The 18,093-nt window shown below is 73.4% G+C and carries 16 protein-coding genes and 1 pseudogene; 5 read left to right on the top strand and 12 right to left on the bottom strand.

Annotation, left to right across the window (positions count from 1 at the left end; genetic code table 11):
• Positions 1 to 402: 402 nt before the first annotated feature.
• Entirely contained in the window at positions 403 to 792 is a 390-nt protein-coding gene (locus tag ACZ45Q_RS32170) for a hypothetical protein (protein ID WP_468268045.1), read from the top strand.
• A gap of 232 nt (positions 793 to 1,024) precedes the next feature.
• On the opposite strand, the gene ACZ45Q_RS32165 is transcribed toward ACZ45Q_RS32170, so the two are convergent.
• The gene (locus tag ACZ45Q_RS32165) at positions 1,025 to 1,483 is read right to left on the bottom strand and encodes a carboxymuconolactone decarboxylase family protein (RefSeq protein ID WP_468268042.1); all 459 of its coding nucleotides are present in this window, start codon (positions 1,481 to 1,483) and stop codon (positions 1,025 to 1,027) included.
• An 86-nt stretch (positions 1,484 to 1,569) separates the two neighbouring features.
• On the opposite strand from ACZ45Q_RS32165, the gene ACZ45Q_RS32160 reads away from it, so the two are divergent.
• Entirely contained in the window at positions 1,570 to 2,445 is an 876-nt protein-coding gene (locus tag ACZ45Q_RS32160; protein WP_468268039.1) for a sigma-70 family RNA polymerase sigma factor, read from the top strand.
• A 339-nt stretch (positions 2,446 to 2,784) separates the two neighbouring features.
• Positions 2,785 to 4,200, top strand: coding sequence for an MFS transporter (locus ACZ45Q_RS32155; RefSeq protein WP_468268036.1), 1,416 nt, complete (start codon positions 2,785 to 2,787; stop codon positions 4,198 to 4,200).
• Positions 4,201 to 4,332: 132 nt separating this feature from the next.
• Here the strand turns inward: ACZ45Q_RS32155 and ACZ45Q_RS32150 are convergent, their stop codons facing one another.
• The 9 genes from ACZ45Q_RS32150 to ACZ45Q_RS32110 form a co-directional block, all read right to left on the bottom strand.
• Positions 4,333 to 6,312 carry an ATP-binding protein gene (locus ACZ45Q_RS32150; protein ID WP_468268033.1) on the bottom strand — a complete coding sequence of 660 codons (1,980 nt, stop codon included), beginning with the start codon at positions 6,310 to 6,312 and terminating at the stop codon, positions 4,333 to 4,335.
• A 256-nt stretch (positions 6,313 to 6,568) separates the two neighbouring features.
• Positions 6,569 to 7,996, bottom strand: coding sequence for an NADH-quinone oxidoreductase subunit N (locus ACZ45Q_RS32145; RefSeq protein ID WP_468268030.1), 1,428 nt, complete (start codon positions 7,994 to 7,996; stop codon positions 6,569 to 6,571).
• Positions 7,993 to 9,498 carry a complex I subunit 4 family protein gene (locus ACZ45Q_RS32140; RefSeq protein ID WP_468268026.1) on the bottom strand — a complete coding sequence of 502 codons (1,506 nt, stop codon included), beginning with the start codon at positions 9,496 to 9,498 and terminating at the stop codon, positions 7,993 to 7,995. Before ACZ45Q_RS32140 ends, ACZ45Q_RS32145 begins: the two co-directional genes overlap by 4 nt.
• A 3-nt stretch (positions 9,499 to 9,501) precedes the next feature.
• Positions 9,502 to 11,373 (bottom strand): proton-conducting transporter transmembrane domain-containing protein, encoded by a 1,872-nt coding sequence (locus ACZ45Q_RS32135; protein ID WP_468268023.1) that lies wholly within the window; start codon positions 11,371 to 11,373, stop codon positions 9,502 to 9,504.
• On the bottom strand, positions 11,370 to 11,675 hold the full coding sequence (locus ACZ45Q_RS32130; protein ID WP_468268020.1) for an NADH-quinone oxidoreductase subunit NuoK: 306 nt from the start codon (positions 11,673 to 11,675) through the stop codon (positions 11,370 to 11,372). The genes ACZ45Q_RS32135 and ACZ45Q_RS32130 overlap by 4 nt, the downstream gene beginning before the upstream one ends.
• Complete coding sequence (locus ACZ45Q_RS32125) at positions 11,672 to 12,232, bottom strand: NADH-quinone oxidoreductase subunit J (RefSeq protein WP_468268017.1); 561 nt, start codon at positions 12,230 to 12,232, stop codon at positions 11,672 to 11,674. The genes ACZ45Q_RS32130 and ACZ45Q_RS32125 overlap by 4 nt, the downstream gene beginning before the upstream one ends.
• 11 nt (positions 12,233 to 12,243) lie before the next feature.
• On the bottom strand, positions 12,244 to 13,173 hold the full coding sequence (locus ACZ45Q_RS32120) for an NADH-quinone oxidoreductase subunit H (RefSeq protein ID WP_468268014.1): 930 nt from the start codon (positions 13,171 to 13,173) through the stop codon (positions 12,244 to 12,246).
• A complete protein-coding gene (locus ACZ45Q_RS32115; protein ID WP_468268011.1) occupies positions 13,166 to 14,512 on the bottom strand; it encodes a hypothetical protein in 1,347 nt (448 codons plus the stop codon). Before ACZ45Q_RS32115 ends, ACZ45Q_RS32120 begins: the two co-directional genes overlap by 8 nt.
• The gene (locus tag ACZ45Q_RS32110; RefSeq protein WP_468268008.1) at positions 14,503 to 14,853 is read right to left on the bottom strand and encodes an NADH-quinone oxidoreductase subunit A; all 351 of its coding nucleotides are present in this window, start codon (positions 14,851 to 14,853) and stop codon (positions 14,503 to 14,505) included. Before ACZ45Q_RS32110 ends, ACZ45Q_RS32115 begins: the two co-directional genes overlap by 10 nt.
• A 389-nt stretch (positions 14,854 to 15,242) precedes the next feature.
• Here ACZ45Q_RS32110 and ACZ45Q_RS32105 point away from each other — a divergent pair, with 389 nt between their 5' ends.
• On the top strand, positions 15,243 to 15,770 hold the full coding sequence (locus ACZ45Q_RS32105; protein WP_468268005.1) for a copper chaperone PCu(A)C: 528 nt from the start codon (positions 15,243 to 15,245) through the stop codon (positions 15,768 to 15,770).
• 117 nt (positions 15,771 to 15,887) lie between these two features.
• The gene (locus ACZ45Q_RS32100) at positions 15,888 to 16,997 is read left to right on the top strand and encodes a Rieske 2Fe-2S domain-containing protein (protein WP_468268003.1); all 1,110 of its coding nucleotides are present in this window, start codon (positions 15,888 to 15,890) and stop codon (positions 16,995 to 16,997) included.
• A gap of 18 nt (positions 16,998 to 17,015) precedes the next feature.
• Here the strand turns inward: ACZ45Q_RS32100 and ACZ45Q_RS32095 are convergent, their stop codons facing one another.
• Together ACZ45Q_RS32095 and ACZ45Q_RS32090 are read right to left on the bottom strand one after the other, a co-directional pair.
• On the bottom strand, positions 17,016 to 17,942 hold the full coding sequence (locus ACZ45Q_RS32095) for a DMT family transporter (RefSeq protein ID WP_468268000.1): 927 nt from the start codon (positions 17,940 to 17,942) through the stop codon (positions 17,016 to 17,018).
• Between the two features lie 18 nt (positions 17,943 to 17,960).
• Positions 17,961 to 18,093: pseudogene (locus ACZ45Q_RS32090) on the bottom strand (cobalamin B12-binding/radical SAM family protein); the annotation flags it as partial.

The following is an 18,093-nucleotide window of genomic DNA, read 5'->3' as shown; positions in this document are numbered from 1 at the left end:
GAACCGACCCGTGAGTCTTCGCAGCTCAGGTGGGGTAGCTGCCAGCTCCCCGACGCGCTTGATGAGCAACGTTCTGCTGCGCTGGTTCCGGTTCTTGTGGGTGCTCGGGATCGAGTGGGACCGTGCCACCCGGGAGGAAGCCCGGGACTTCATGTTGTGGATGAAGGTGGCGGACAAGCCGGTACGCGTCCATTGGCGCCACCGAGGCAAGGCTCTCTCCGGAGTCCCACCGCCTCGCAGTGACAGGCCGGTGCCGGGGACACCGAATCCCGTGACCGGCAAGCCCACCGTCGGGACGAAGTACTCGCCGAGAACCCGTGCTCACTGTGAGACGGTGCTGCGGCGGTTCCACGACTTCCATCTGGATGGCAACGCTCGGGCGTTCCCGGTGAACCCATTCCATTGGTTCGTGAACGCCGCTCGGCTCGGCCCGGGTCGCACAGCGATGGTGAGAAGAAGCACCGGAACCGGCGCACGGGCCTCTACCGGCCGACCGTTCCTCAGCAGATCCCGCGGCGGATTCCCGACGAGAAGTACACCGAAGTCTTCGTTGAGCTCCGCTCGCACCGCGACCGGGCACTGCCGGCCTTCTGGGTCGCCACCGGCGCCCGCGCCGAGGAACTGCTCACTGCCGAGCAGGGCGGTGCGGTCGTCGGCGAGCAGACCATCGGCGTGATCCGCAAGGGCAGCCGCGAGTACCAGGAGCCGATCCGCGACACCTCCTCGCACGCACCCTGGAAGCCGAACGCGAGGGCCGGCTCGGCGAAATCGAAGGACTGCAAAGCAGCCTGACCCACGCCGAGCAGAAACTCGCCCGACCCGACGCGCAGATCTCCCGGCAGCAGAAATCCGTCGACCTGGGCATTCCCAGCTTCCGGGAGATCGTTACTCGCACCACCTCAGTCGCCGCACCGCCGGAGCCTTCGTGAAGTTCTACCAGGGGCTTTCACGCCTGCCCGACCTCGTGGCCTACCCGGAGCCCATTTCGCTGGGGAAACCTCAGCGGGTAAGAGCCGCGCTGGGCTTAGCCCCAGGCCCGGCCGGCCGGTTCCTTGATGGTGCGGTTGATCCGGTTGAAGAAGTTGGTCAGCGCGATCTCCAGGTTGATCGCGCCGATCTGCTCCTCGGTGAAGTGGGCGTTGACCTCTTCCCAGATCTCGTCAGTGACACCCGGAGCACCGTCCTGCAGACGGGTTGCGGCCTCGGCCAACGCCAGTGCCGCGCGCTCCGCATCGGTGTAGAACGGCGCCTCGCGCCACGCTGCGACGTTGTGCAGCCGCTCGTCGGTGTCACCGGCCTTCTTCCCTCCGGCAACACTGGCGTAGACGCACGCCGAGCAGCTGTTGATCTGGCTGGCGCGCAGGTGGACCAGCGCAAGCAGCTTCGGGTCGACGCCGGCGGCGGCGATCGCCTTCTGGAGGTGCTGGATCGCGGTCCAGACATCGGTGTTGTTCGTGTTCTTGTTCTTGAGCCGGTTTTCCATGTGGGAGTGCTCTCCTTCATCGCGTTACGTTGCGGCGCCTGTGCGCGTCATCCCTATGACGGAGCAGCTTCCACGGAGGTAACAACATGGCCGGCACTCATCCTGCGGACCCGATCGTCGATGCCTTCGAGTCCCACCGTGACCGGCTCCGCGCCGTCGCCTACCGGATGCTCGGATCACATGCCGACGCGGAAGACGTGGTCCAAGAGGCATGGCTGCGTCTCTCCCGCCAGGACACCGACACCATCGACAACCTCGGCGGCTGGCTGACCACCGTGGTCGGCCGCATCAGCCTCGATGTCCTGCGGTCGGGCCGGACGCGCCCAGAAGTGTCCTTCGACGACCAGCTACCCGAGTTCACCGTGACGCTCGACGACGCTCCCGGTCCGGAAGACCTTGTGGCACTCGGCGACTCCGTCGGCCTCGCGCTGCTCACGGTCCTGGACTCGCTGCGCCCTGACGAACGGCTGGCGTTCGTGCTGCACGACGTGTTCGCGGTGACCTTCGCGGAGATCGGCACCATTCTCGGAAAATCCGCCGACGCGACCAAAATGCTCGCCAGCCGCGCCCGCAGGAGAATACGAGCCGCCCAGCAGCCGGCAAGCGCCCGGCGACAACAACGCGAGGTGGTGCAAGCCTTCCTGGCCGCCGCCCGCGACGGTCAGTTCGAGCAGTTGCTGCGGGTTCTCCACCCTGAAGTGAAGTTCACCGTCCACACTCCGAACGGCACGTTCGTCACGCTCGGGGCCTCCGAAGTCGCCACCCGCGCGCGAGTCGCCGGCAGCGCGGCACGAGGACACGCGGCGACCGTCAACGGCCGCCCCGGCGTCCTCTCCTGGAGCGAGGACGGCGCCCCGCTGTCCCTCCTCGCCTTCACCGTCACCGACGGCCACATCACCGAGATCACCGCTGTGGTCGACCCGGCCAGACTCGCGCTCATGGACCTGCCGGACCCGGTGTGACTTCCTACCGGCGAAGGCCGCGCGTGCCCGAAGGGGTCCACGCCTGGTCGGCAGAGACCTTGTATGTCAGCCTCTGAGAAAGCCTCAGTGGTTCGGAGAAGCCGCCACGCGCCGCAGGTGGCCTCGACACGGCGAGACCCGGACAAGTCCGCACCGGGCCACGACCTCACCGATGTCTCACATCCCGAGATGGATCTACTGAAGAATGAGATGAGTGAGATCGTTGCACTGCCCATACGGTTCACGCGGGCGCTTCCCCGAAGCTGCGTGCGTGGCGGTACGGGCCGTCGGCGCGGAGCGCCGGCGACCGTTCTCCGTGCTCGTGCGAAAGACCCACACATGCCCACACCAGACACCGGTCCGGCGCCGGCCACCGTCAACCCGCGCTCCCGCGTCCTCGTCGCCAGCCTCGTCGGCACGACGGTGGAGTTCTACGACTTCTACATCTACGCGACCGCCGCCGTTCTGGTCTTCCCCCAGCTCTTCTTCCCGAGCAGCGACCCGACCACGGCCCTGCTGTCGTCCTTCGCGGTGTTCGGCGCCGCGATGGTCGCCCGCCCGGTCGGCGCCGTCTTCTTCGGGCACCTCGGCGATCGCCTCGGCCGCAAGAGCACGCTGGTGATCTCGCTGCTCACCATGGACATCGCCACGTTCCTCATCGGCGTCCTGCCCACCTACGCACAGGCGGGCTGGATCGCCACCGCGTTGCTGGTGCTGATGCGGCTGGCGCAGGGGTTCGCGCTCGGCGGCGAGTGGAGCGGCGCCGCGCTGGTGGCGACCGAGAACGCCCCGAGCGGCAAGCGGGCCCTGTACGGCACCTTCCCGCAGCTGGGCGCCCCGCTCGGCTTCATCATCGGCAACGGCCTGTTCCTGATCATCGGCGCCCTGCTGCCGTCGGCGAGCGCGGACCCCTCGCAGCCCTCGGAGGCCTTCCTCAGCTGGGGCTGGCGCGTGCCGTTCCTGTTCTCGGCCGTGATGGTGGCCGTCGGGATGTGGGTGCGGATGCGCCTCGTCGAGTCGACGGTCTTCGCCAGGACCCGCGAGGCCGGCAAGGTGCAGAGGCTGCCGCTGGCCACCGTCTTCCGCTGCCACTGGAGGCAGCTGATCCTGGGCACCTTCGCCATGCTGGCGACGTACGTGCTCTTCTACCTGATGACCACGTTCTCGCTGAGCTACGGGCGCACCGCGAAGGACGCCGCCGTGCCCGGACTGGGCTACGGCTACACCACGTTCGTGCTGATGATGATCTTCGGGGTGCTGTTCTTCGCCGTGTTCACGATGGTCTCCGGACCGCTCGCCGACAAGTACGGGCGGCGCGCGACCCTGATCTGGGTCACCGCCGCGATCGTGGTCTTCGGCCTCGTCTGGGTGCCGCTGATCGGCCTGGGCACGCTCGGGGTGGTGCTGTGGCTGGTGCTCGGGTTCACGCTGATGGGCATGACGTTCGGGCCGATGGGCGCGCTCCTGCCCGAGCTGTTCCCGACGAGCGTGCGCTACACCGGCTCCGGGGTCTCCTACAACGTCAGCTCGATCCTCGGCGCCGCCGTCGCCCCGTTCATCGCCGTGGCCCTGTGGGAGGCCGGTGACGGCTCGCCCTGGCTGGTGGGCGTCTACCTCTCGGCGATGGGACTGCTGACCCTGGTGGCGCTCGTGGCCGGCAAGGAGACCAAGCACGTGTCCCTGGACGACGGCGAGGCCGCCCCGGCCCCCGCCGGCGGAACGACCCCGGCGGGCGTCACCTCCTCGGTCTCCTGAGCCGTTCGGCGACCGCCGAGGGCGCGCGGCGGTGTTCCGGCCGGCCGCCCGGACCGCGTCCCGGGGCCGCCGGGGACGCGGACAACCGTTTCTCCCCGGCGTCGGTATGCGGAGCGCACGCCGTGCGCGGGCTCAGTGGGGCGGGTGCGGCAGCCGTGCCGCGTCGAGCAGGGACTCCGCCCCGCGGGGGCGCGGGGCGGGCCGGAGCGTTCCGGTGCGCGGCACGAGGGCCGTCAGCGCCTCCCGGTGCGAGGGGGAGCCGGTCTCGATGTCGGTGAGCAACTGCCGCAGCGCCGTCCTGCCGTGGGAGACGAACGGGTCGCGGTCGGCGCCGGCCAGGGCACGGTGCGCGCGGTGCCAGGCCCGTCCGCTGTGGCCGAGCCGGTGCTCGGTGTACGCCTTGGCGTAGCGGGCGACCTGGCACATCCAGGCGTCGTGGCGCAGGCCGGCCTGGGCGAGGGCGCGGCGGGCGGTGCGGTGGGCGCGGGCGGGGGCGAAGTCGGCCTGGGCCAGAGCCAGGGCCGCCCGGCTCAGCGTCGGCGAGGGTCCGTCCCCGGCGTGGGCCGGGACGGTGTCGGCGGCGAGTTGGAAGTGTGCCGCGGCGGTGCGGGGGTCGCCCGCCTGGAGGGCGAGGACGCCCTGGACGTGGGCGATCCGGCCGACGGTGGCGGCGTCACCGCCGAGTATCGAGGCCCGCCAGGCGTCGTCGAGCAGGGCACGCGCGGTCTTGGGCGCGCCGCGGGCGCTGAGCCAGGCGGCGAGCCACTGGCCCCGCGCGAGCAGCGGGCCGGGCTCGCAGTGCGGCAGCAGGCCGAGCAGCAGCTCGGCCCCTTCCTCGGCCCGGTCGCAGGCCACCCACCAGAACCACAGGCGCGCCCCCGCCCGGAGGGCGGCCGGCGCGAGGGCCGGCTCGGTGTGCGCGTACCGCATCATGGCGGCGAACTCGGCGTGTTCCTCGGACACCAGCTCCACGGCCCGGGTCTGTGCGCCCCTGTCCCACAGGCTCTCGGCTTCGGCGGCCGTCTGGCCCCAGCGCCGCGAGCGACGCTGCGCGGCGGCCGGGAGTTCCCCTTCGGCGGCGAGCCGTTCCAGCGCGAACTCCCGGGCCAGGGGCGTCATCCGGTACCGGGGCGGGCGTACGGCGCCGAACTCGCCGTGCACCTCCAGCAGGCCCTCGGCGGCGAGCCGGACCAGGCACGCGGGGACCTGCGCCGGCTGCACGCCACCGCCCTCGCACAGGGCCACCGCCGACGCCTCGGTGAAGGAACCGGCGAAGAGGCCCGCCCGCGCCCACACCGTACGCACGGCCTTGTCGCACAGCATCCACGCGGAGCCGACGGCCTCGCGCAGCGACCGGTGCCTGCGCGGGGCCGGACGCGGACCGCCCAGCCATGCCCGGCCCTCCCGAAGCAGGCGCACCAGTTCCCCGAGCGGACGCCGGGCGGTCTCCTCGGCCGCCAGTTCCAGGGCCAACGGCAGCCCCTCCAGCAGCCGGCACACCTCGGCCACCGTCTGCGGATCGGCTCCGTCGCGCACCTCCTGGGGCGCCCGGCTCAGGAACAACTCCACCGCGGGTGCCCGGCGTTCCCCGTCGCCGGCCGCCGGCGAGACCGGGAGTCCGGTGAGACGGACGGTCCGTTCCGCGTCCAGTCCCAGGGGGCGGCGGCACGTGACCACCACCCGTGCCTCGGGCGCCAGGGTCAGCACGCGCTGCACCAGGCGCACGCATTCGTCGTGCACGGGGTCGACGTCGTCCAGCAGCAGGAGCACCGGCGCCTCGGGCAGGCACTCCACGGCCCGCTCCGGGCCCGCCGGCCCGGCCGGCGACCGGCCGGTCACGCCCCTGATCAGCTCGGCGGACAGTTCCCCGGGCAGCCCGGTGCCCGGTCCCCGCCGGCGGACCGGGACCAGGCACGCCCCTCCGCCGGCCGCCGCCACGGCCGCGGCGGCCACCGTGCTCTTGCCCACTCCCACCGGCCCGGTCACCGTCACCAGCCGGTGCCCGGTCAGGGCCTCGCCCACGGCGGCGATCTCCTGCTCCCGGCCGACCACGGCAGTGCGATCGCCCCCGTACGCGGACCGGTCCCCCTCGTCACGACTGCTCGTCCACACCGTCCCCGTACTCCCTGTCCCCGCTTGTCACTGCGCTTGTCACATCGCTTGTCACGTCCGAACCGGCACGCCTGCCGCCCGCTGTCCGCCCTTCGGCAGAACCGTCACTGCACACCGCGCCACGGCTAACCCAACGCCCCGCGCGCGGGGCGGTCGCGGCCGACGGCCCCACACCACACACCCCACGGAAACTCAGAACGGGAGTCCGAATACGGATCCCCTGCCGACCGGCCGGGCGACGATCACCCACCGAGCCTCAGCGCAGGAGGGGGCCGAGGGTGAGGGGGATCGCGGCGCCGCCCGCGACACCGAGGGCGAGGGATGCGGTGCCGGCGGTGCAGGCGGCCGTGGCGGACCAGCGGCCCAGGGGGGCCTGGATCCGGGCGGGCGCCCCTTCGGGAGCGGGGCGGAAGAGGGGGCCGATCCAGCGCAGGTAGTAGAACAGGGAGGCGACGGTGTTGGCGACGGCCAGGGCGGCGAGCCAGGCGTAGCCGCCGTCGACCGCGGCGCTGAAGACCTCGAGCTTGCCGAGGAAGACGCCGGTCGGCGGGGTGCCGACGAAGCCGAGGAGGCAGACGACCAGCACGGCGGCGAGGCCCGGGTGGCGGCGGGCGAGCCCCCGGTAGTCGTCCGGTGTGCGGGCGTGGGGCAGCGCGGTGACGACGGCGAAGGCGCCGAGGTTGGTGAGCGCGTAGGCGGCCAGGTACAGGAACAGGCCCTGCTGGGCGAGGTCGCTGCGGGTGGCGACGGTGACGGCCATCAGCAGATAGCCGACCTGGCTGATGGCCGAGTACGCCAGGAGCCGCTTGACGGAGTCCTGGAAGAAGGCGGCGAGGTTGCCGAGTGTCATGGCGGCGGCGGACAGGACGGCCAGCAGCAGCGGCCAGTCGACCGTCCGGTCGGGCAGTGCCTGGTGGACGAGCCGGAACGCGGCGACGAGCGCGCCGATCTTGGGCAGCGTGGTGACGTAGGCGGCGACCGGGGCGGCGGTCCCGTCGGTGACGTCGGGCAGCCAGAAGTGCGCCGGTACCGCGCCCGCCTTGAACAGCAGACCGCCCAGGACGCCGACGAGGCCGACGGCCACCACCGCGTGCGGGGCGGTGTCCAGGGACACGTGCAGCCGGCCGTAGACGGTCCCGCCGCCGACGCCGTACAGCAGCGTGGTCCCGGCGAGCATGGTGGTGCCGAGGACGGCCCCCATGAGGTAGTACTTCAGCGACGCCTCGGTGCCCGGGGCGTCCTTGGCGAATCCGGCGAGCGCGTAGGCGGGGACGCTGGCGAGCAGGTAGCCGGCGAACAGCATCAGCAGGTCGTTGGCGCCGGTCATGGCGAGGGCGCCCGCGGCGGACAGCAGGAGCAGGACGTAGTACTCGCTCTCCCGCTTGTGGCCGCGCACGGTCTCCACGGAGGCCGCCAGCACCAGCAGCAGCGCGCCGAGCACGATCAGGCGCCCGGCGCCGGTGGCGGCGTCGACGGCGAACGCGTCGGAGAAGACGGTCTGGTGACGGTCGGTGGCCATCGTGACGGCGGTGGCGGTCAGACCGGTCAGGCACGCGACGGCGGCCAGGGCGCCGACGGCCCACTGACGGCGCCGGGGGAGCCAGGACCCGGCGAGGAGGCCGACGACGGCCGCGGTGAGCAGCGCGAGTTCGGGCAGGAGCGCGGCGAGGTTCTCGTTCCTCATCGGGCGACCAGTCCCACCAGGGCGCGGCTCGCCGGTTCGATCACGTCCAGGAGGAAGCGCGGCAGGACGCCGATGACCAGGCCGAGGGCCAGCAGCGGCACGATGGAGACGGCCTCGGCGGGGGCCAGATCGGCGAAGCCGCCGGTGCGCACGGACGGCGGCAGCCGTACGGTGCCCAGGAACATCCGCCGCAGGGCCCGCAGGAACAGGGCGGCGGTGAGCAGGATGCCGGTCAGGGCCACGGCGGTGGCCGCCGCCTGGGAGGCGAGGCTGCCGGCGAAGATCTGGAACTCGGCGATGAAGCCGGAGAATCCCGGGATGCCGAGGCTGGCGAACGCGGCGACGGCGGTGGCGCCGGCGAACCGTGGCGAGGGGGTGGCCAGGCCCGAGTAGGCGTCCATGGTGTAGGTGCCGCCGCGGTCCAGGAGCACTCCGGAGAGCAGGAAGAGGGCGCCGGTGAGCAGGCCGTGGCTGACCATCTGGGTGACGGCGCCGGTGACGGCCAGGGCCCGGGCGTCGGCGTCCGTGCCGGCCAGCACGCCGGCCGCGCCGACCGCCAGGACGATGTAGCCCATGTGGTTGACGGACGTGTAGGCGATCATGCGTTTGAAGTCGGTCTGGGCGAGGGCGACCAGGGCTCCGTGGACGACCGAGACGACGCCGACGACGATGAAGACCAGCGCGTAGCGGCGCCAGCTGTCCGGCAGCATCGGCATCGCGATGCGGACGAAGCCGTAGGTGCCCATCTTCAGCAGGACCCCGGCCAGGATGGCGGATCCGGCGGCGGGGGCGTCGGTGTGGGCGGGCGGCAGCCAGGTGTGGAAGGGCACCGTGGGCGTCTTGACGGCCAGTCCCAGGCCGACTGCCAGCAGGACCAGCGCCGCGTAGGTGCCCCGGCCGGCCAGCGGGTCGGCTTCGGCCAGCTCCACCATGTCGAAGGTGTGGGGTTCGGCGGCCAGGAACAGGCCGATGAAGCCGAGCAGCAGGGCGAGGGAGCCGAGGAAGGTGTAGAGGAAGAACTTCAGCGCCGCCGCGCGTCCCCGCTCGCCGTGTCCCCAGCCGGCGATGACGAAGAACATGCCGACGATCGACAGGTCGAAGAAGACGAAGAACAGGATCAGGTCCAGGGCGACGAACAGGCCCAGGGACACGGTCTGGAGGAACAGGAACAGGCACGTGTAGGTGCGGACCCGGCGGGTCTCGCGCAGCGAGTAGACGGCGACGGCCAGGAACAGCACGCAGGTCAGGGCGACCAGCGGCAGGGACAGGCCGTCCACGCCGACGTGGTAGCCGACCCCGGCGCCGGGGATCCACGACACCCGCTGCTCGTACTGGATGCCGCCGCCGGTGTCGAACCCGGCCCACAGGGCGACGACCAGGGCGAGTTCGAGCGCGGCGGTCGCGATCCACACCCCGGTGCAGGCCCGGTCGGGCAGGGGACGCGGCCACAGCCACAGCACGGCACCCGCCAGCAGCGGCAGGAAGGTGACGAGGGTCAGCATGGATCACCTCACCAACAGCAGGATCAGGAGCAGTACCGCGAAGCCGACCGCGGCCTGGGCGTAGTACTGGTGCAGCAGCCCGGTCTGGGGGCGGCGGGCGAGACGCCCGAGCCGGCGGGCGCCCGCGGCGACGGCCCGGACCTGGGCGTCGATCCCGCCGTCGTCCGCGCGGCCGGCGTACCGGGCGGCGGCCAGTCCGCCGCGCGCCGCCTGCCGTACCGCCCCGTCGACGACCCGGTCGTCGAACGCGGCGGCCGCCCGGGCGAGCCCCATGACGGGGCGCACGAGCACGGCGTGCGCGGCCCGCTCCAGGCCCAGCCAGGCGCCCGCCCACCGGCGTGCCGAGGGCGGGCCGGGGGCCGGGCGGGGTCCGCGCCACCAGGTGATTCCCGCCGCGGCGAGCGCGACCGAGGCCGACAGTACGAGCTCCCAGGCGTGCGGGCGGGGCTCGCCGGGTGCGCCGACCGCCGAGCGCAGGGCCGCGGCGACGTCCGGCAGCGCCAGCACGCCCAGCGTCGCGGCGGCGAACGCGAGCACCACGAGCGGCGGGTACGCCGTCGGCGCGACCCGGCGGGTGCCGGCTTCCTCGGTGTCGTAGCCCGCGGAGGCGTCTTCCGGGACCGGCCGCAGCACGTACCACAGGGCCTTGACGCTGTAGACGGCGGAGACGGCCGCGGCGGCCAGCCCGACCGCGTACAGGGCGGTGCCGTCCTGGCGGGCGGCGGCCAGGACCTCGTCCTTGGTCGCCCACAGCGACAGCGGTGCCAGGCCGGCCAGGGTGAGGGCGCCGGCGGCGAAGGCGGCTCCCACGAGCGGGTAGGAGCGGGCGGCGCCGCGCAGTGCGGGCAGCCGTTTGGTGCCGAGGGCGCTCAGCCAGGCACCGGCGGCCAGGAACAGCAGGGCCTTGGTGGCGGCGTGGGCCACCAGGTGCGCGGTGCCGCCCGCCACGCCGGCCGCACCGGCGGCGAGCACCATGAACCCGACCTGTGCGCAGGTCGAGGCCGCCAGCAGCTGCTTGAGGTCGGACTGGGCGACGGCGACGAAGCCCAGCAGCAGCGCGGTGACGGCTCCGGTCCAGGCGACGAGCGGCTCCGCCCACCCGGTGGCGGCGAGCAGCGGATGAAGCCGCAGCAGCAGGTAGGCGCCGGCGGCCACCATCGTCGCCGAGTGCAGCAGGGCCGAGACCGGGCTGGGGCCCTCCATCGCCCGGGACAGCCAGAAGGAGAACGGCAGTTGCGCGCTCTTGCCCAGGGCCGCCAGCACGACACCGGCGGTCACCACGTGCAGCCAGGGCGCACCGGCCGCCGGCAGCGCGTCCAGGTGCAGGGTGCCCGCGCCGCCCGCGAGGGCCGCGCCCGCCGCCAGATACAGACCCAGGTCGGCGGCCCGGGTGGTGAGGAACGCGGTGTCCGCCGCCCGTACCCGGTGCGCTTCGTGCCACCGGAACCCGATCAGCGCCCAGCTGGTGGCGCCCATCACCTCCCACGCCATGAGCAGCAGCGGCAGCGTGGTCGCGGTGACGGTGACCAGCATGGCTCCCGCGAACAGCAGCATCAGCCCGAAGAACCGGCCGCCCTGCCGCCCGCGGCCCACCTGCCCCACGGAGAAACCGAGCACGGCCGTGGTGACCGCCGCCACGGTGAGCACCATGACGGCGGACAGGCCGTCCACCCGCAGCCCGGCCTCGATGCCGGCGAAGAGCGGCGCGCTCGCGCGGGGACGCTCGACCGCCGCCACGACGGCCAGGGCGAGCGTCATCAGCGCGGCGCCCACACCGATGACGGGGGCGGCCCCGCGGGCGGCCCGTCCGGCGACGGCCAGCCCGCCGCCGGCGACCAGCGGGACGGCGACCAGCAGCCACGGCAGCGCGCTCATCCCTTGAGGTCCTCGGCCATGTCGGTCATGTCGACCCGGCGGGCGCGGTAGATGGCCGTGGTCACGGCGAAGCCCATGGCCATCTCCACCGCCATCGCGACGACCGCGGCCACGATCACCACCTGCCCGCTCGCCGCGGCCGGGGCCAGGAAGTGCCAGAACGCGGCGGCACCGACGATGATGCCGCCGATCATCAGCTCGATGCCCATCATGATCATGACGATGGACTGCTGGGACAGCGCCCCGTACAGGCCGATCGAGAACAGCCCGGCGGCCAGGAGCAGGAAGAGTTCCAGGATCACCGGCCGACACCTCCGCCGGCCGGGTCGCGCGGCCGGGGACGGTCCAGGTCGTCGCCGAACCGGTCGTAGCGGCCGCGGTCCGTGGCGAGCACCGTCGCCGCCACCATCGTGGCCAGCAGGACGAAGCCGAGCGTCACCATCGTCAGCATCTGGGGGCCCATCAGGACCTCACCGGCCTGGAAGGTGGTGTCGGACGGCGCCCTGCCCGACCGGTCCGGCCACGGCACCAGCAGGATCCCCGCGGCCAGGGCCAGGAACGTCCCGATGCCGATCAGCAGCGAGCCGCGCTTGTTGTGCACCATCGCCATCGGCATCAGCCCGGCCGGATTCATCATGTAGGCGATCATGAACACGGCCATGACGACCATCTCCATGACCATCATCAGGACCACGACGACCCCCAGGTACGGCAGCCCGAGCAGGATCACCAGGCCGCCGACGCAGCACAGCGAGAGCAGCAGCGCGAACGTCACTCTCGCCATGGAGTCGAGGCGGAACACCAGCACGGCACCGACCAGCGCCAGGACGGCCAGCACCGTGAACAGGACGGTCGACACGGTTCCCCCTCCTACCGGTTGAGCACGACGAGCGCCGGGACCAGCGCCTGCGCGATGGTGAGCGGAACGAGCACGACCCAGGCGAACTCCACGTACCGGTCGGCGCGTACGGTCGGCAGCCGCCGCCGCGCCCACACCAGCAGCCCGAGTACGGCGAGGGTCTTGACCAGCGACCAGGCCCACGCCGGCAGCCCCGGCCCGGCCCCGCCGCCCAGGAACAGCGGTACCGCCATCGCGGCTCCGGCGGCCAGCAGCAGCCACCGGCCCGCCTGGAGCAGCAGCCGGTCGACGCCGCCCGCCTCCGAGAGGACACCGCCCGCGATGTCCCGGCCGGCGGGGTGGCCGAACGGGCCGAGGAAGCTGAACGCCAGCACGCTCACCAGGTAGACGACGAAGGCGACCGGCATCCACACCGCGAACCACAATCCGCCCTGGGCGGCGACGATGTCACCGAGCCTCAGCGACTGAGCCCCGGTGGCGGCGGAGATCAGGGCGAACATCAGCGGCAGTTCGTAGGCCAGCCCCTGGGCCACGAAGCGGTAGCCGCCGATCAGCGCGAAAGCGGCGTTCGGGCCCCAGCCGGCCAGCCACAGTCCGCCCCAGGTCAGCACCTCCATGGCGTTGAACCACACCACGCCGACCTCCAGGTCGGCGATCACGCGGTGCCCGAACGGAACCACCAGCACGGACAGCATCGCCGCCACCGGGACGGCGAGGACGCCCAGCCGCCACAGCAGCAGGTCGGGAACCCGCGTCCGGCGCGGCTGGGCGATCAGCAGCCGGGGCACCTCCAGCAGCGGGCGCACCGCCGCGGACGCCGTGACGCGGCGCCCGGCCTCACCGGCGGTCAGCAGGGCGTCGCCGGCGACCGCGAGCACCGCGAGGACCAGGAGCAGCGCGGGGGCGAGCAGCAGCGCCCACCAGGGTGCGGCCTCAACCACGGGTCACCTCCCCGGGGTGGGCCGCCAGTTCCTCGGTGTCCGGGTCGAGACTCGCCACGATCAGCCGCGCGGCGGCCAGCTCCGCGCCCTCCAGCAGTCGCGGCAGCACCTCGACGAGGGCGGCCGAGGGCGGGCGCGGTCCGTCCGGCCGGCCGCGCGGGCCCTCTTCCCGGCCGGGGTCCAGCGGCGTGTCGTCCTCCATCCTGGCCAGATCGTCCAGCACGCCGGCGAGCCAGAGGCGGTAGCGGGCGGGCACGTCGCCGTCCGCGCGTGCGGCGGGTCCGCTCACCCCCGCGGACGCCGCGTCGGCGGCCGAGAGCCGCCCCATGCCCCGGGTCAGCCAGTACAGGGTGCGGGACCGGCCGACCCGCCGGGCCAGCCGGTGCGCCCGTGCGGAGACGGCGTCCGCCGCCGCACCGGCGAGGAGGTCGTCGCGCAGCCGCCGCGCGGCCGTGGCCTGCGCGGGCCATCCGGCGACGGCCAGGAAGCGGCCCAGGCTGTCCAGCCGGGCGGCGGCCCGCCGCCGGGCCGCCGCACCGGCGGTCACCCGTTCACCGGCCGCCGCCCGGTGCCACGGCTCCGACCAGAACGGCGTCGCCACGGCCGGCGTGCCGCGCGGCACGACCGGGTCGACGCGGGCCTCCTGGACGACGTCGCCCTGCACGGCGAGGCGGAGTGTCAGGCCGGAGGGCCAGTCGGCGAGGAACGGGCCGAGCGGGATGTGCAGCTGATCGAGGGTCAGGCCGTCCCGGTCCGGCGCCTGCTCGGCCATCGGCAGGCCGCCCGGCATGTCCATGCCCCCGCCGTCGTGCCCGCCGCCCTCGCCTTCCTGGACCTCGCCGTCACCACCGTGGCCGTGACCGCCATCGTGGCCGTGACCGCCGGGGCCACCGCCGTCACCACCGTGGCCGTGGTCGCCGTGACCGCCGGGACCACCGTCGTCGCCGTGTCCCCCCTGAGCGTGGCCGGCCTCTCCCTCGCCGCCGGTGCCGCCGGCGGTATCGGACGAGGCGTCGGCGCGCTGCCGGGTGACGTCGGCCAATCGGGCGCACGCGTCCGTGACGGCCCCGGCCACCTCCTCCGCCCGTTCCGCCCGTACCCGTGCCCGCGGGGCCGGCATGTCCTCCCAGAGCCGCCCGACCGCGTCCTCGAGGCCGGGGCAGGGCGTGCCCACGACGAGCAGGACGTCGGCGTCGGCGGGTGTCGGTGCCGTCGGCAGGTCCCGCGCCCGCAACTCCCGCTCGACGGCCAGCCGTACGGCCACGCCGGCGGGCATCACCGCGGTGAGGACACGCGGGCGGGTGGCCGCTCTCCGCAGCAGTACGGCCGTCAGGTCCACCGGAACGCGCCCTCCCGCCAGGCGTAGACGACCCCGGCCACCAGCACCGCCAGGAACGCGAACATCTCGATCACGGCGCTCGGACCCATGGCGGAGACGATCCGGGTCCACGGGTACATGAAGACCATCTCCATGTCGAAGGCGAGGAAGAGCATCGTCACCGGGTACCAGCGCACGTGAAAGCGGCTCAGGGCGTGCTCGGCAGGCTCCAGTCCACAGGTGAACGGCCGGGCGGCCAGCGGCACGGACGTCACCCGCAGGAACCGGGCCACGCCGTGGACGGCGGCCATGGCGGCCAGCACGATCCCGAGCAGGGCGAGAGCGGCGGTGAACCCGTTCACGCCGCCGTCCCCGCGCAGCGGCCGCGCCCCGGCACGGTGTGCGCCGGTGGCGCCCCGGTCGAGGCGCCCGACGGACGGCACGTCCCTTCGGGGATGACCGGACAACCGCGCTCGACAGCCATGACGTTCCCTTCCTGTGTGCCGCTCCGCGGGCCGCTCCGGGGTACCCACGCCCGGGGTCCCCGAATCCCACGACCGAGGGCACGTTGACCTGTTTCACCTCCGCTCCGGGCCGAAACAACTCGGGCCGCCATCCGGTGTCGCCCCGCCCCCCCCGAGTCACGCTCCGACGCCTCCCGTGGGGGCGTACACGATCGGCCCCGCTCTGTTTGTCATGGCTTCCCTGGGCACCCAGAGTGGGACGAGGCCGGCCCTGAAGAGGAGTGACCATGGCAGGCAGGACAGCGTTGCGCGGCCGGGGCGTCCTCGCGGCTGCCGCCCTCGCCCTGGCGATCAGCGCGAGCGGGTGCGGCGGCGACGACGAGTTCTCGCTGCCCGACTGGGAGGCGCCGGGCCAGAACGCCCGCGTCGGCGACATCATGATCCGGTACGCGCACGTGGCCGAGCCTCGCGACGAACCGTGGCAGCCGGGGGACGACGTCCCCGCGTATCTGTGGCTGTACAACAAGGGCGACGAGGGCGACCGGCTCGTGGGCGCCGAGACACCGAACGCGGCCGGAGTGGACATCGTGGACTCCGACGGCAAGCGGCTCCCGGACGGGGTGGACCTGCCGGCGAACGACCTCGTCGAACTGGAGCGGGGCAAGTCGCACTTGGTGCTGCGGGACGTACGCGAGACGATCAGGGGCGGCGACTCCATGGAGTTCACCCTGCGGTTCGAGAACGCGGGAGCGGTCACCTTCAACATCCAGGCGCAGGTCCCCGTCTACGACGAAAGCCCTTCCCCCACCGGGTGATGCCGCCGCACGCCCGGCGGCATCACCCGGTGGGAAAGGCGGGGGAAGGCATGACTGTCCCGACCACGGACGACCGCCACGGCTCCGCCCGGGTCCCGCTGCGTGAGGAGAGTGAGCATGGCCGACGAGCGGCCCGTGGACGCCCCGCCCGACCTGCGGCGGGTCGGGATCCACCCGGACTTCTGGTACCCGGTGGCCCTGTCCCGGAAGGTCCGGAAGAAGACCGCGTGCGCCGCCGTGTTCGCGGGCGAGCGGATCGCGCTGTACCGGACGGAGAGCGGCAGGGTCCACGCTCTGGAGGACCGGTGCGCGCATCGGCAGGTGCCGCTGAGCATGGGCGTCGTGGAGGGGGAGACGCTTCGCTGCTGCTACCACGGCTGGTCCTATCGCGGGAGCGGGCGCATCTCGCAGATCCCCTACCTGCCGAAGGGGGCCGCACGCCCGCCGCGCGGTGTGCGCTCCTACCCGGTCCGCGAGGCGTACGGGCTGGTGTTCGTCTTCCCCGGCGACCCCTCCGAGGCGGACGCGACGCCGCTGCCCGACCTGCCGGAGTTCCGTTCGCCCGGCCACATGACCATGACGTTCTCGCGCACCGTTCACTGCCACTACTCGTTCCTGCACGAGAACCTGCTCGACATGAACCACCAGTTCCTGCACCGCGGCGTCATCGGGAGGATCACACCGGAGCTGCTCGGCTACGAGACCGGTCCGCGCTCCGTGGAAGCCCGGTACCTGTTCGTACCGTCCGGCGGCAGGAAGGACCGGGGCGCCGGCCTGCTGTCCAAGGAGGGGTTCGGCGGCAGCACCACACCGGACGTCATCACCATCCGCACCGAGTACCCGTACCAGACCCTCAAAGGGGTTCCCGTGAACGCCGACCTCCCGGCGTTCTCCCTGTGGGCGGCCTACGTACCGGAGGACGCCGAGCAGCGCCGGTGCCATGCCTACGGACTGCTCATGATCGCGAAGCCGCCGGTCCCCGGGGCGCTGCGCCTGGCCTGGCCGCTGATCCGGCGGTTCACCGAGCGGGTGTTCGCCGAGGACCGGATGGCCGTGGAGGCCGAGCAGCGGGCCTGGGACGAGCAGGGTGAGGACCGCAACCAGGAGGTGTTCCCCCTGATCCTGGACGTCCGGAACGTGCTGCGCGGCAACGGGGTCCCCCTGCACACCGACTCGGCCGCAGCCGCGGCCGGCGGGGTGTGCGCGCCGCTCCACCGCGTGGAGTGAGGCGGGCCCGGCCGGGACTCACCGTGCCGGGTCCCTCCCCTCCCCCTGCCCGGGCCTCTCCCCCTGTCCGAGTCCCTTCCCGTCGGGCCGGCCTCCGTGCAGGCCGGCGATCAGCGGTGAGGAGTCCAGACTCACGATCCCGGCCACCACCAGCGCCAGCCCCGTCACGGTGACCGCCGTCCCGGGCCAGCCCACGTCGACCATCTCCCCGAAGACGGCCGTGCCGACGGCGACGGCCACCACCGGTTCCGTGGCGTCGATCACCGGCATGCTCGCGGCCAGCGGCCCCTGCTGGAAGGCGCTCTGGATGAGGAGGAGTCCCCCCACGCTGGCCGCGACGAGCGCGTACGTCTGCCAGGCCGCCGCCGCGGCGAGGGGCCCGTGCCGCAGCCGCTCCACGGTCGCGGCCAGCAGCACGGACTGGGTGCCCATCACCGCCCCGGCCGCCAGCGCCGTCGCCGACGCCCGCCACGGTCCGGACAGCCGCCGCCCCGCCGCCAGCGCGACCGTCACGACCGCGGCGGTCGCACCCAGGATCAGCAGCCAGGACGACGCGGCCGCCTCGGGGCGGCCTCCGCGCGGCCGGGCGGAGGCGAGGGCCAGGGCCAGCCCCGCGGCCACCGCCAGGGTGCCGAACCACTCCCGGCGCCCCAGCCGCAGGCGGTACAGACGGGCCGACAGCGGCACGGCGAACACCAGCTCGGCGACGATCAGCGGCTGCACGAGGCTGAGCGGCCCGAAGGCCAGCGCCAGGGACTGGAAGCCGTACGCGAGGACGGCCAGCCCGATGCCGCACAGCCACACCCGGTCCCGCACGAGGTGGGCCAGCAGGCGTACCGAGAGGGTCTCGGCGTCCGGTCGCGACCCCGCCGCCCACTGCTGGAGGACTCCGGCCACGGCGAAGCACAGGCCGGCCGCGAGCGAGGCCAGGACGGCGATCGTCATCGGGCGTCCGACCGCGCGTCAGTCGGCCGGGCGACGTGCGGGTGCGCCCTGCGTGCCGTCGCGGGTGTGGACGTACAGGCGGCGGCGGTCGCCGATGTCGACGGGCTGGGGCAGGGGGAGTTCGTAGCGGACGGGCCGGGCGTGGTCGGCG

It is taken from the genome of Streptomyces sp. NPDC031049 (assembly GCF_055571015.1).
This window is presented reverse-complemented; position numbering and strand designations above follow the sequence as displayed.

Bases quoted from the DNA above. Each gene is read 5' to 3' on its own strand.
- ACZ45Q_RS32165 (WP_468268042.1), bottom strand. From the start codon at position 1,483: ATGGAAAACCGGCTCAAGAACAAGAACACGAACAACACCGATGTCTGG.
- ACZ45Q_RS32160 (WP_468268039.1), top strand. From the start codon at position 1,570: ATGGCCGGCACTCATCCTGCGGACCCGATCGTCGATGCCTTCGAGTCC.
- ACZ45Q_RS32155 (WP_468268036.1), top strand. From the start codon at position 2,785: ATGCCCACACCAGACACCGGTCCGGCGCCGGCCACCGTCAACCCGCGC.
- ACZ45Q_RS32145 (WP_468268030.1), bottom strand. From the start codon at position 7,996: ATGAGGAACGAGAACCTCGCCGCGCTCCTGCCCGAACTCGCGCTGCTC.
- ACZ45Q_RS32140 (WP_468268026.1), bottom strand. From the start codon at position 9,498: ATGCTGACCCTCGTCACCTTCCTGCCGCTGCTGGCGGGTGCCGTGCTG.
- ACZ45Q_RS32135 (WP_468268023.1), bottom strand. From the start codon at position 11,373: ATGAGCGCGCTGCCGTGGCTGCTGGTCGCCGTCCCGCTGGTCGCCGGC.
- ACZ45Q_RS32105 (WP_468268005.1), top strand. From the start codon at position 15,243: ATGGCAGGCAGGACAGCGTTGCGCGGCCGGGGCGTCCTCGCGGCTGCC.
- ACZ45Q_RS32100 (WP_468268003.1), top strand. From the start codon at position 15,888: ATGGCCGACGAGCGGCCCGTGGACGCCCCGCCCGACCTGCGGCGGGTC.
- ACZ45Q_RS32095 (WP_468268000.1), bottom strand. From the start codon at position 17,942: ATGACGATCGCCGTCCTGGCCTCGCTCGCGGCCGGCCTGTGCTTCGCC.